At 44.6% G+C, this 13,336-nt stretch carries 12 protein-coding genes; 7 read left to right on the top strand and 5 right to left on the bottom strand.

What is annotated here, in order from left to right:
* Positions 1 to 43 precede the first annotated feature (43 nt).
* Positions 44 to 1,447: a DEAD/DEAH box helicase gene (locus KO537_RS01195; protein WP_219233666.1), complete on the bottom strand. Its 1,404-nt coding sequence runs from the start codon at positions 1,445 to 1,447 to the stop codon at positions 44 to 46.
* A gap of 310 nt (positions 1,448 to 1,757) precedes the next feature.
* Here KO537_RS01195 and KO537_RS01190 point away from each other — a divergent pair, with 310 nt between their 5' ends.
* On the top strand, positions 1,758 to 3,530 hold the full coding sequence (locus tag KO537_RS01190; protein ID WP_219233665.1) for a DUF885 domain-containing protein: 1,773 nt from the start codon (positions 1,758 to 1,760) through the stop codon (positions 3,528 to 3,530).
* Positions 3,531 to 3,781: 251 nt separating this feature from the next.
* On the opposite strand, the gene KO537_RS01185 is transcribed toward KO537_RS01190, so the two are convergent.
* Positions 3,782 to 4,102: a hypothetical protein gene (locus tag KO537_RS01185; protein ID WP_028760093.1), complete on the bottom strand. Its 321-nt coding sequence runs from the start codon at positions 4,100 to 4,102 to the stop codon at positions 3,782 to 3,784.
* Between the two features lie 220 nt (positions 4,103 to 4,322).
* On the opposite strand from KO537_RS01185, the gene KO537_RS01180 reads away from it, so the two are divergent.
* From KO537_RS01180 to KO537_RS01170, 3 genes are read left to right on the top strand one after another with little or no spacing between them, the layout of a single operon-like run.
* Complete coding sequence (locus KO537_RS01180; RefSeq protein ID WP_028760092.1) at positions 4,323 to 4,817, top strand: putative 4-hydroxy-4-methyl-2-oxoglutarate aldolase; 495 nt, start codon at positions 4,323 to 4,325, stop codon at positions 4,815 to 4,817.
* 57 nt (positions 4,818 to 4,874) lie between these two features.
* A complete protein-coding gene (locus KO537_RS01175) occupies positions 4,875 to 6,701 on the top strand; it encodes an AsmA family protein (protein WP_219233664.1) in 1,827 nt (608 codons plus the stop codon).
* A complete protein-coding gene (locus tag KO537_RS01170; protein WP_219233663.1) occupies positions 6,701 to 7,321 on the top strand; it encodes a BsuPI-related putative proteinase inhibitor in 621 nt (206 codons plus the stop codon). The genes KO537_RS01175 and KO537_RS01170 overlap by 1 nt, the downstream gene beginning before the upstream one ends.
* 140 nt (positions 7,322 to 7,461) lie before the next feature.
* Here the strand turns inward: KO537_RS01170 and KO537_RS01165 are convergent, their stop codons facing one another.
* Positions 7,462 to 9,009, bottom strand: coding sequence for a LysM peptidoglycan-binding domain-containing protein (locus tag KO537_RS01165; RefSeq protein WP_028760089.1), 1,548 nt, complete (start codon positions 9,007 to 9,009; stop codon positions 7,462 to 7,464).
* Positions 9,010 to 9,241: 232 nt separating this feature from the next.
* Positions 9,242 to 10,033 carry a hydroxyacylglutathione hydrolase gene (gene gloB, locus KO537_RS01160; RefSeq protein WP_219233662.1) on the bottom strand — a complete coding sequence of 264 codons (792 nt, stop codon included), beginning with the start codon at positions 10,031 to 10,033 and terminating at the stop codon, positions 9,242 to 9,244.
* Between the two features lie 154 nt (positions 10,034 to 10,187).
* Between gloB and KO537_RS01155 the strand changes: the two genes are divergently transcribed.
* Positions 10,188 to 10,925, top strand: a complete 738-nt coding sequence (locus KO537_RS01155) for a class I SAM-dependent methyltransferase (RefSeq protein ID WP_219233661.1) — start codon at positions 10,188 to 10,190, stop codon at positions 10,923 to 10,925.
* A 33-nt stretch (positions 10,926 to 10,958) separates the two neighbouring features.
* Entirely contained in the window at positions 10,959 to 11,867 is a 909-nt protein-coding gene (locus tag KO537_RS01150) for a LysR substrate-binding domain-containing protein (RefSeq protein ID WP_105252337.1), read from the top strand.
* Between the two features lie 190 nt (positions 11,868 to 12,057).
* Here KO537_RS01150 and rnhA read toward each other — a convergent pair whose 3' ends face one another.
* Entirely contained in the window at positions 12,058 to 12,528 is a 471-nt protein-coding gene (rnhA, locus tag KO537_RS01145; protein WP_173245147.1) for a ribonuclease HI, read from the bottom strand.
* A 70-nt stretch (positions 12,529 to 12,598) separates the two neighbouring features.
* Between rnhA and dnaQ the strand changes: the two genes are divergently transcribed.
* Complete coding sequence (gene dnaQ / locus KO537_RS01140; protein ID WP_173245144.1) at positions 12,599 to 13,327, top strand: DNA polymerase III subunit epsilon; 729 nt, start codon at positions 12,599 to 12,601, stop codon at positions 13,325 to 13,327.
* Positions 13,328 to 13,336: the final 9 nt, after the last annotated feature.

The following is a 13,336-nucleotide window of genomic DNA, read 5'->3' as shown; positions in this document are numbered from 1 at the left end:
AATGAGTTTTTATATCTAATAAGTCACGACTTGTACTGAGTCATTACTTAGTTTTAGGGCCGCTATTCCACGGATTAAAGGGCGCGCTGCGACCCGTTGTATCGTTACCATTGTCAGTCTGAATAGATTGCGGCCGTGTTACATTGGCTTTAACCTCTGGCTTTGATTTCGCGCTGCGATGCTTTTTCGCATGGGCGGTTTCAAAGGAGCCTTCCTTCGCGGGGCGTGAGGATCTGGCCTCAGGTGCCCGGGCTTTAAAGGTTTTTGGCGTAGTATTTTTTGGCACAAAATCGAGAATAGACACTGGCACTTCTTTGTTCGGCACAAAGCCTTCAATTTCTTTACGCACTATGAGGTGACCTAGACGGCGCTCGATAGCACATAGATTCCTAAAATCATCTTTAGAAACAAAGGAGATGGCTTCGCCGCAGGCGCCAGCACGACCGGTTCGGCCAATACGGTGAATATAATCATCGGCTTCATCGGGCAAATCATAATTGACCACACGGGTGAGGGCGTCGATATCGATACCGCGGGAAGCAACGCCAGTCGCGACTAAAAAGCGTAGTTTGCCAGATTTGAAATCCACTAATAATTGCTCGCGTACCGCTTGGCTGCGACCGCTGTGAATGGCTTCGGCGGCAATGCCACGTTTTTCGAGTTGGCTAACCAGTTTGGCGGCGCCTTGTTTCGTCTGGATAAAGATCAGTGCCTGTTCCCACGCTTGTTCAGTGATGAGTTTGCTTAACAGTGCCGACTTTTTATCTTTATCGACAGTGATCAACCATTGGTCGATTTGCGGTGTGTTTGCGCTGTCGCGGGCAATTTCAATTTCGACTGGGTTTTCAACCGCTGTTTTCGCTAAAAAGCGCACTTGCTTAGATAAGGTTGCCGAAAACAACAGATTTTGGCGTTCTGTTGGCAGACGTTCGATGATCTTATTGATGTCTTCGATAAATCCCATATCGAGCATTCTATCGGCTTCATCTAGGACTAATACCGAGATTTCATCGAAATGAATCGCTCTTTGGGTGTACATATCGAGCAATCTACCGGGTGTTGCCACCAGAATATCGACGCCTTCAATAAGACGCTGTTTCTGCGGTGTGGCATCCACGCCACCATACATGGCCATAGACGTCAGCGGCAGGTATTTTGCGTACTTGGCAATATTGTCTTCTACCTGAACGGCCAATTCGCGGGTTGGCGTTAAGATTAATGCACGAACGCGTTTAGCACGGATTTTCGGCATCTCGGCGAACATTTGCAGTATTGGCAACACAAAACTGGCGGTTTTACCTGTACCTGTTTGCGCGCCAGCAAGCAGGTTTTTGCCTTTCAAGATCACCGGAATGGCTTTTTCTTGGATCGGAGTAGGTTGTGAATAGCCGAGCTCAGTGATGGCTCTTAAAATCGGATCGCTTAATCCAAGTTTGGAAAATGGCATTGAATGTCTCAGGTAAAGGGTCAGGTCAATAATGTATAAGCAAACTGTTACGCTAAAGCATGAACAGTGGAGCAGGGCGATATTATAGCAGGAGGTGAAACAGAATAGGCGATTATCATTATTTGTGTGTGTTTGGTAAAGAGGGGCTTAAACGTCGAATAGGCGAATGATAGGCGGAAAAATATTGAGAACTTACAATTTTGTAACCGCGCATGTATTCATGGCTAACATAGCTGCAATTATTGGGACAATATGATTAACTGAGGTAACTTTTGTATGCCTGATAAATCTCAACAAAGGACCCATAATAATGAAAAAAAATGCTATTTCCCTTGCGATAGTGCTATCGCTGGCCAGCCTTGCTGGTTGTCAATCCCATACAAGTCAAACCGCGCCCGTGGTTGCACCTGAAGTTAAAGCCCACTCATTTGAGCAATTTTCAGCTTCCTTTATTGATTCATTGTGGGAATTGTCACCGACTTGGGCCTTATACAGTGGCAAGCATGTTAACGATGGTTACCTTGAAATCCCCGATGCAGCAGGTCGCGCAAAGACCTTAGCGTTTGTGAAAGCTCAACAAGCGCAATTGACTCAGTTCGAGCAAAAGTCGCTAACGCCGAATGAGCTGATTGATTACCATCTGATCGACAATTTACTCAGTAGCATGGCATGGGAAATTGACAGTTTTAAATCCTGGCAGTGGGATCCTTCAAGCTACAACGTATCGGGCGGTTTTGCCCAAATCATCAATGAAAATTTCGCTCCATTAGATGACAGATTACGTTCGGTATTAGCGCGTTTAGAAAATGTGCCAGCTTATTATGCTGCCGCGCAGGCGAACATTAGCAAACCAACATTGGAGCACACTGAGTTAGCTGTGCTGCAGAATCAAGGTGCATTTTCGGTTTTTTCCGATGACTTATTAAAACAGGTCGCCGACTCTGGTCTGACTGATGCGGAAAAAGCGTTATTTAAAACGCGTTTCGATGCGGCCACTGCGGCGATTAACGGCCATATCGATTGGTTAGACAAATTAGTGGTTCAACTTAAAAAAGATGGGGCACGTAGTTTTAGAATTGGCGAGGCGTTATACGAGCAAAAATTTGCCTTTGATATCCAAGCGGGGATGACGGCGAAACAGCTATATCAAAAAGCCGTAGCCGATAAAGAGCGTGTTCAAGGAGAAATGGCCAAAATTACCGATAAGTTATGGCCTAAATATTTTACTACGCCAAAGCCTGCTGACAGTAAACTCGCCATTCGCCAATTAATCGATAAATTATCGACTCAGCATGTTCAGCGCGATGAATTCGTGAATGAAGTGCGTAAGCAAATTCCAGAGCTGATTGAATTTGTAAATAAGAAAAAACTAGTCACATTAGATCCTAAAAAACCACTCGTTGTCCGTGAAACGCCCGAATATATGCGTGGTTATGCCGGTGCATCAATTAGTGCTCCTGGACCCTATGAGAAGTCAGGCAATACTTATTATAACGTGACGCCGCTCGATGGCATGAGTGATGATTCCGCCGAGAGTTACTTGCGTGAATATAATCACTGGATCCTGCAAATCCTCAATATTCATGAAGCCATCCCAGGGCACTACACTCAACTCGTTTACTCTAATCAATCTCCGAGTTTAGTGAAAAGTTTATTTGGTAATGGTGCTATGGTCGAAGGTTGGGCGGTTTATACCGAGCGTATGATGTTAGAAGAAGGCTATAGCAATTTTGAGCCTGAAATGTGGTTGATGTACTACAAGTGGAATTTACGTGTTATCTCTAACACTATTTTAGATTACAGTATTCATGTGAAAGGCATGACCGAAGACCAAGCTATTGCCCTGATGATGAATGAAGCCTTCCAACAGCAAGCTGAAGCCGAAGGCAAGTGGCGCCGTGCGACACTTAGTCAAGTGCAACTGACGAGTTACTATTCAGGTTATCGAGAAATCTATGATTTCCGTGAAGAATACAAAAAATCGCAAGGTAAAGATTTTGACCTTAAAACTTTCCACGAAACATTCTTGAGTTATGGTAGTGCACCAGTGAAATATATTCGCCAATTAATGCAGAGCAAATAAGTTCGCATATTGATATAAATCAGCAGAGCTTAGGCTCTGCTTTTTTATGCCAAATAGCTAGACAGGTATAGTGTGAGCTTAACATAAGTTGGCATTGTTACTTATGAAATGAAATCGTTAACACTGTGCGAATAATGAAAAGCCGAAAAATCTGCCATATAACCGAAAAAGTATATATTTCGTTATATGGCATATGCAGATGTTAATCAAAAAATTTAACTGCGTGGTGATAGAGCACAATGGCGATAAACTTACTTCTTAGATTTAGATGATGCCATCAGCGCTAATACTTCATCGTAAGAAATGTTAAATTCTCTCGACAAGTTAATGATTTTTGTTTTGTAGGTTTGAATATTCTCTTGCTGAGCTAATTGATGTTTCTTTTCTTCAACTAACTCATTAACGGTTTCTTGTAATATCAATAATCGACGTAAACTATAGTCGAGAGATTTAATATATTTACCCATTTGTTGCTTGTTACGTGCTTGCTCAAGATCCGTTGAGACTTTCTTATCATATCCATACTCATCAAGAGCTGCGATTGCGCTCTGTAAATCAAGATCAGTTGTCATTTGGTTTTCGCTTTATAACAAAGAGGTGTGGGAACAAATTTATGAAACTTTAAAGAGTGTCATAGGACGTTAACTATCGCAGATTATAATGCTTATGCCAATATACACCAAGCCTTTGCACGTTAAAATGAAATAAAAAATTCCGCTGATTTTTGCTTTGACCTTGTCGGGGTCTACAATTATGAGTAGTCTAAAGTTATAGACTATCATGGAGATTCAAATGCTTGATCTACTACCAGATTTATTCGACCACTATCCGTCTAAATTACAGTTACTTCCCCTTGCATTTAAACCCTTTGGTGGTAAACGGCTCTTCTGGGGCGAGATAGTCACAGTAAAGTGCTTCGAGGATAATTCAAAGGTAAAAGAGATACTTGCACAGGATGGGCATGGAAAAGTGCTCGTTGTCGATGGCGGCGGTTCTCTGCGCCGCGCACTATTAGGTGACCTCATAGCGCAGAGCGCCTTAGATAATGGTTGGCAAGGGATAGTGATTAATGGTTGTGTTCGCGATGTGGCGAGATTAAATACTTTCAGCTTAGGTGTCTTTGCCTTAGGGGCTATGCCGATAAAAACCGAAAAGTTAGGTCAAGGCCAAATTAATGTGGCTGTCGATATGGGGGGCGTGACGGTTAAGCCCGGTATGATGCTCTATGCAGATGAAAATGGTATTGCAGTAAGTGATGAAATGTTGAACTTTGCATTTTTAAATTAACATTTCTAAATGCATTAGTTGCTATAAATTCAAGTTGTTTTTGATAAGGATATTTATATGAAATTCATTAAGTGGCTCTTAGCCTTAATGGTGACGCTCATTCTTTTAGTCACCGTTTATCTCACCGTCTTTTTCGACCCTAATGATTTTAAACCTGAAATAGTCGATGCCGTAAAAAAACAAACGGGTCGTGAATTAGTCATTACTGACGATTTATCTTGGACATTTTTCCCTGTTATAGGTATTAATTTAGGAGGGGGGTCTTTATCTAACCCTGAAGGCTTTACGCCTAAGGCTATGTTAGAAGTCAAAAAAGCCGTTGCTGAAGTGGCGCTAATGCCGTTGTTTAGTCAGAAAATTGAAATTGCAGAATTGAGTCTCGATGGCGCAACGATCAATTTAGTCACCCGTAAAAATGGCACTAGCAGTTTCGATGGGTTGAGCGGTGATAATAGCCCAAAAACTGCGTCTCCAGCTGCCGTCGAATCCTCATCGAATGCCAAACTTAACGACATTAATATTGGTGGCATTTCTATCACCAATACCCAAATTAATATGATTGACGAAGCTAATAAGCAGACTCAAGTCTTTACCTTAAATAGCTTCACCTTAGGTGAGTTCTCCTTAGATAAATTTGCGCCTATCGCCTTTGAATTCAGTGCAACTATGCCGGATTTGACGATAAGTAGCGAAGCTAAAGGTGAACTAAAACTCAGTCGAGACTTTAAACAACTCGTTATCAATGGGCTGAAAATTGATACTGTGGTGGAAGGTGAGAGTATTCTGAACAAGAAACTCGAAACATCTGTCAGCTTAGCAACTCAAATCGCCCTTGATAAACAGCAATTGTCCGTCGATATTGCGCAGCTTACCGCGGCGAGCATAACCGCTGCGGGTAAAGTGGGTGTTAATTATGGTACGAAAATTCCACAAATTAATGCTGATTTTCAAGTTGGCGATATTGATTTAGATACACTGTTACCTAAAACAGAGGCCACCGCCACCGCTGAACAAGCGCCAGCAGCAAACACTCAGGCAGTTGAGCCTGATCTCTCAGCCCTTAAGCAGCTTGATGTAAAACTCAAGTTGACTGTTAAGTCTATTAAGGTCGCGAATCTGTCGACTCAAAATTGGTTAATGGATGTGGGCATTAAAAATGGCGTGTTAGATTTGACGAAACTGAATGCGGATTTATATCAAGGTCAGTTGCTGGTGAGCGCTCAGGTTGATGCTCGTCAAGCGGTGGCAAGTTATCAATTCGATAAAAAAGTGACGGGCGTACAAATTCGTCCTTTGCTGAAAGATGCGGCGGATGTGGATTTACTGGCGGGTACAGCCAACTTTGATGTGAAGGGGAAAGGTAAGAGTTTGATCCCTGAGCAGTTAAAGAAAAACCTGTTAGCGAATGGTCATTTTGATATTAATGACGGTGCTCTGTACGGGGTAAATATTCCCCAGATGATCCGCAGCGCCCAAGCTAAGTTAAAGGGTGACTTATCGCCAGAAACGAAGGCGGAGCGCAAAACTGACTTCTCGAGTCTGACCGGCAGTTTCTCGTTGGATAATGGCGTTGCCACGAATCCAGATCTTGCCTTGTCTTCGCCTTTACTGCGTTTGGATGGTAAAGGCACTGCGAATTTATTGACTGAAGCCTTGGACTACAGACTAACCGCTAGCTTAGTGAATTCATTGAAGGGTCAGGGCGGTAGCGACAAAGATGCGCTGGCAGGAGTTGATATTCCGTTGGCGATTACAGGCACTTTCCAAAAACCTGAATATGCTTTGGATACTGAAGCCTTACTGAATAATCAGCTTAAGGAAGAAACCGACAAAGCTAAGGAAAAATTAAAAGACTCCTTATTGAAAAAACTAGGCGGTTTTTAATGGTTGCTTCAACGCGTTACACATTACTTGTTTGCGCGAGTGCTTTTGTCGGCGGGCAACTTGTTGGGTGCTCGGCGCCCGAAGCCGCTGACACGAGTCAGTCAACCAAGGGTGAGACTACAACAGCTGCGGCCGTTCAGCCTGAGATTATTCGCGCTGCCGATCTGGCGCTCGATGTTTCTGGGCTTAAAAGCACTCCGACATTAAAGGCTGAACCTGTGATGGCAGAAAAGGCACAAGGCTTGCTTCGCGGCGAATTAACTCTAGAACCTTTTATCGATTTTAAGCAGTCGGTTAAGGCGACATTGACTGTGACAAATCCACAAACCTATGCTGTCGGCCTACGTTATAACTCTGGGATGACGGCGGATTTGTGGTTGGTAACGCAAGAGGGCAAACGTCTGTGGGCTTGGTCGGATGATATGATGTTTACCCAAGCATTACGTGATAGCCAATTGGCGGCAGGGAAAGTGATCACGACTTCATTTAGTATTCCGCCCAAAGCATTTGCAGGAATACCTGCAAATGGTGCTCGCTTAGAAGCGCATTTTGCCGCTAAAGCGTTAGAGTCTGATGCCGTTGTTATGGCGCCCGTTGTCTTATTACTGACGATGGAATAACGTCGCCTCTCATAATAGAGAAAGCCCGTAATAGAAAAAGGCAGCAATCCGATAGGGTTGCTGCCTTTTTGTTATCTATGGCTCAATTTTGCTTAGGATTTATAGCACTAATCCGTTCGAACTATGTGCTAGTTTAGTCCTTACGCACTCAACTTAGTTTCATCAACCACTAATTTGATCACTTGGCCTGGTTGTAAATACTGTGATTGCGCTAGGCTATTCCACTCGAGTAGCTCGGCAACAGTTACGTTAAATTTATTGGCGATACGGGCAAGTGAATCACCGGATTTTACCTTGTAACTGACAGTACGAATTTGTGCGGTTTGCTCAAGCTCCTTTGGTGCTAAGATCACTAACTTCTGACCGTTTTGTAGCTTGCTATTCTTAGCCAATTTGTTCCAAGTGCTGAGTTGTTTCACCGTCACTTTATGGGCTTGGGCTATTTCAGAGAGTGTGTCTCCTGACTTAACCTGATAAGCAATTTTTGTTGATTCAACTGCAGCATGTGATTTTTTCGGCAATTGCTGCTTAGTTGACAGGGCATAAAGCTGCTTGTCTTGCGCATCGACAGGAATAATTAAATGCTTGCCTGCGACGATCGTGTTGCTTTTCATGCCGTTGGCGGCGCGAATAGCGGCAACGGTCGTATGGTGCTGCGTAGCAATCTTGCCAATGCTATCGCCAGATTTGATCGTGTAACGTAACCAGCTGATCCTATCTTCGGTTTCTGTTTCAGCAAGCGCTTTTTTAAATTCTTCCGATTTATCAATTGGTAGCACTAAGGTGTGCGGACCAAGTGGCGATGTAGCCCAGCGGTTATAACCTGGGTTGAGTTTTTGTAACTCAAGCGTGGTCATATTGGCAAAACCTGCCGCCATGGCTAAATCAATTTGGCTATCAATATCAACCACTTCAATAGTCGGATTGTTGTCAATTGGCGCTAAAGAAATACCATATTCATCAGCGTGTTTAATGACTTCTGCCAGTGCGAGCAGTTGCGGCACATAGCGTTCTGTCTCTCTGGGCAAATCCAATGACCAAAAATCCGTTTTTAAGCCTTTTTTCTCGTTACGTTTAATCGCATTGAGCACCCGTGATTCACCCGAGTTATAGGCAGCAATAGCATAAAGCCAATTGTTATTGGTTTTATCGTAGAGGTATTCCAGCATATCGAGCGCCGCAGTCGTTGATGCGGGGACATCACGACGACCGTCATACCACCAGTTCATTTCTAAACCGAAATGACTGGCCATAGGTGTGGTAAATTGCCACAGACCCGATGCCGCGCCAGTCGATGATGCGGAAGGATCAAAGGCGCTTTCAATTATGGGTAACAAAGCTATCTCAATAGGAAGATGACGCTTTTCAAGTTCTTCTACAATCATGTACATATAAGGTGCAGCACGTTCCGAGATGATCGCCAGATGCTGTGGATTTTTGATGTACCAATCACGGTATTGATTCACCAATTTTTGATCTGGAACCGGTAACTGCATGCCTTGACGAATTCGCTCCCACACATCGGTAATTTGCGCCGATGGAGCCTCGGTTGCGAGGTAATATTCTGGGACTGTATTTTCGGTTGTGACGGCTTCAACTTCTGTTTGGTTAACGCCATGGTTGTCTAATGTTTGACAGCCTGTGAGTAGGGCAAATCCCCCTACAACAACATAAAGTGATACTCTCATTGAAAACGGTAGTCCTCTGTTAGTGCATCGCTTTTCTTTATAGTAACAGTATGTTTTATATGAAGATAAAGACAACGCAGCGCGCAAAGTTTTCACGCAAAACGAGCCATTCTATGGGATCTTTTCGATCTTGTCCCTTAATTATCGTACATAATGTAAGGCCATTTTTGACTTACATCATCAAAAATGAGAAAAACTGTTTGAATTTCAATCTATAATATTACTTTTGTGATCAAAAATTATCTTTCCACTGTCTGAGTAAGGTAAAACCGCTGAGTTCGTCTAAATTTGCGTGATTTAGACCGCTAAAATGCTGTTTTATGTTATCGACAATTTCAGTGTCGCTGGGGCGTAAAAAGGGATTGATGGCACGCTCTAAAGCGATGGTGGAGGGAATAGTCGCTTTGTCTTGGCGACGTAACTGCATCGCGCGTTCGTTATAGTCTTGGAGCTCGCGATTGTTGGGATTGACCGCGAGGGCAAATTTGAGGTTTGAAAGTGTGTACTCATGGGCACAATAAACCCGAGTGTCGGCGGGAAGCTGGGCAAGTTGCTGTAGTGAGTTGTGCATTTGCGCTGGCGTGCCTTCAAATAAGCGTCCGCAGCCGCCGCTAAACAGGGTGTCACCGCAAAATAAGGCATCTTCAACAACGTAGGCTATATGTCCTGCAGTGTGGCCTGGTACATCTAAGACTTGCAGCTCAGCGCTGAGATACTCCAGTGTGAATTTGGGCTTGGCTTTTGCGTGCAGTGGATGTGTGATGCCTTCGATCTTCTCATTATCTGGGCCATAAACCGTGAGTCGGTCTTGACTGTAGGCTTGAAGTTCAGCGACGCCACCCGTATGGTCATTGTGGTGGTGGGTCAGTAAAATGCCCGCTAGTGTGAGTTGATTGGCTTGCAGGTAGTCAATGACCACATTTGCATCGCCGGGATCGACAACATAAACCTGAGTATGGGGCTGTTGTTGTAACACCCAGATATAATTGTCATTAAAGGCTTTGATCGCTGTTATAGTGAGCATAGAACCGCCTATGTCTGTATTTCAATTTGAAGATAAAGGTATTATCCATGAGTGAACGGCCCTTGGCGACCTTTGCCGTTTTTGCCCTGTGGCAGAATGTTGGTCATCTTTGACCCAATTGGATACTTGTCTACCCAACTAACGGAGGAACTCTGTGTCGTATTTTAGTACTGAGCTCAAGCCCGAACAATGGAGTGACCTACCCAATGGTGAGGCACTACAGCAAGCCGTCGCTAAACAGCTTGAAGATTGGTGGCCAAGAGTCTTTGGTTATCATTTATTAAAGTTAGGGCCTTTGAGTGCCGAATTGTCGAGCATGGCGTCGCCAGTCGCCCATCATTTTTCACTCTCGCCATCTAAAGGGGCCTCTATTGAAGGCGATTTTTGCCATTTACCCCTGCAGAATGCGGCGATAGATGCGGTGGTAATGAGTCTATTGCTCGAATTTGAACCCGATCCTTACCGTATTCTTCGCGAAACCGATAGGGTACTCATCGCCGGAGGCTATCTTTTTATCGTCGGTTTTAATCCCTTGAGTCCGGTATTTTTGGGTAAGTTATGGCCTAAATATCAGGATTGTCTTCCTTGGAATGGCCGTTTTTTTATGCCTTCGAGGGTGCGAGATTGGTTAGGTTTATTAGGTTATCAAGTGGTGGGGGATGAGCGTTTGGTCTATCACCCATTAATGGGCGAGTTTACCCAAGGTAGATTTTTTCAACAGAGTTTAGCGTCATGGCTTCCTAGCGCGGGCAGTTTGTATTTGATTGTGGCACGTAAACTCGAGTCGCCACTCACACCTATTCGCGATAAACGTAAGGTGCGGCAGACAAATTGGACCACGGCGCCGACAGCGGGTCGTTCGGGGCATTTATCAGAGCATTCGGAAAACTGACAAGCCATTTCCTTTTTAAGTACAGGTTTTAATATGCGGATCACCTTAAGACAATTGGCGGTATTTGAAGCTGTGGCACGTAGCGGCCAAGTCGCAAAGGCGGCGGAGCAGGTTAATTTATCACCACCTGCCACTTCTATGGCTTTGGCTGAGTTAGAAAAACAGCTCAATGCCCGCCTATTCGAGCGCATTGGTAATCGATTACAGCTGAACTCCCAGGGCAATTTACTGTTGCCACTGGCGACGGATTTATTGCACCGTGTTGAGCAAATTGAGCAGGCATTTACCTACCATGGTGGCGATTTGGTTGGGCGCTTAAGTATCAGTGCCAGTTCGACCATAGGTAACTATCTGATGGCGAAAGCCGCAGTGGCATTTTGTCAGCAGCACACTCAAACCCATGTGGATGTGGCGATCACAAATACTCAAGATGTGATCCAAGCGGTTGCTCAGTTCCGCTCTGAAATGGGCTTTATTGAAGGCCATTGCACTGACAATCGTTTGAGTGTCGAAGCATGGCATAAGGATAGGCTGCTGGTGTTTTGTCATCCGGCGCATCCTCTGGCGGGGAAAGTGGTTAAACCTGCAGCTGTTAAAGGCCTGTCTTGGGTGCTACGTGAGGAAGGATCGGGCACTCGCGAATATTTTGTAAATGCCGCCAATGAGTTGGATATGCAGCCAGAGGCTAAATTCTGCTTTACTACGCCGGATGCGATTAAATTGGCAGTGAAACAAGGTGCTGGGCTTGGGGTGTTATCTGAGTTGGCGCTGGAGAAGGAAATCAGTCGTAAAGAGTTAGCGTTAGTCACGATTGAGGGACTCGTACTCGAGCGGCAGTTTTATCGCATCACCCATAAGAGCCGTCAGGCGACATCCCTAGGTCAAGCTTTTGTGCTGTTTTGTGAGAATTTTTTCAATATTGCAGGTGTGGAACTGAAATAAGCCGTTTGATAGCAATGGCCCTCGTAAACAGTGAGCTTAAGCGATTTATTTAAAAGGTTAATTTTGACGGTAAGCTTAAACTGTGAGATGAATCGCGAATTAAGTCATCACGCCCAAGTGCTTAACTTAGGCGTGATGGCATCGAACTTATTTTTTCGAATTTAGCGAGTTTACACTGAGTAGCACTGGGTTAAGGCTGATAACCTAAATCGGGTTGGGTTGGTTTAGATTCTGCCGCGGTGCGAGCTAATACATCGCAACGTTCGTTTTCGGCGTGTCCTGCGTGACCTTTAACCCATTGCCAGTCGATAGTGTGTATCTGTGAGGCTTTATCTAATCGTTTCCATAGGTCAACGTTTTTGACTGGGGTACGGTTTGATGTCATCCAACCTTTTTTCTTCCAGCCATGGATCCATGTCATTATGCCTTGGCGCATATATTGGCTGTCGCTGGTGAGCACGACTTGGCAAGGCTCTTTCAAGCTTTCTAACGCTATGATTGGGGCTAACAATTCCATGCGATTATTGGTCGTGAGCGCAAAACCGTCGGACATCTCCTTTGTATGGCCTTTATAATTCATTACAATGCCATAGCCGCCAGGACCGGGATTGCCTAAGCAAGAGCCGTCGGTGAAGATGTGGATCAGTTTTAGTTCAGTCATCAAATTGTTACCATAGCCGGGAATTTCGGCCGAGTATAACTAAAAATTGTCATAAGAAGCGCATAAAAACATGAATATTATCTCTAATGCTAGCCGTCAGGTTATTTTAGATACCGAAACCACAGGTATGAACCAGGGCAGCGGCGCCATCTATTTAGGCCATAGGATCATCGAGATTGGTTGTGTGGAAGTGGTAAACCGTCGTTTGACGGGGCGTTATTACCACCAATATATCAATCCAGGTCAAGCAATCGATCCCGAAGCCATCGCCGTTCACGGTATTACCGATGAGCGCGTTGCCAAAGAGCCGCGTTTCCATCAAATTGCTCAAGAGTTTATCAACTTTATCGACGGTGCTGAAATCGTCGCACATAACGCGAGCTTCGACGTGAACTTCATGGATCATGAGTTTTCACTGCTGCAGCCGCGTGGTCCGAAAACCGCTGATATTTGTCAGATCCTCGATACCTTAGAGATTGCTAAGTTTTTACATCCCGGCCAGAAAAACAATCTCGACGCGCTCTGTAAGCGTTACGGCGTCGATACTTCTCGCCGCGAGTACCACGGCGCATTACTCGATGCCGAGATCCTCGCCGATGTTTATCTGATCATGACTGGCGGGCAGACAAAGTTTAATTTGTCTAATGAAGAAGCAGGGCAGGAAGCGGGGGGGATTCAACGTTTTGATCCGCAATCACTTAATCTTAAAGTGATTGGCGCATCGGCCGATGAACTGACAATGCATGAACAACGCCTTGATTTAGTCGCAAAATCAGGTAAATGCCTCTGGAGAGGATAGAAGAATTAC

It is taken from the genome of Shewanella sp. NKUCC01_JLK, assembly GCF_019345615.1.
Lineage (GTDB): Bacteria > Pseudomonadota > Gammaproteobacteria > Enterobacterales > Shewanellaceae > Shewanella > Shewanella oncorhynchi.
The sequence above is the reverse complement of the archived record's forward strand: the minus strand, read 5'-3'. Positions and strand labels throughout refer to the sequence as shown.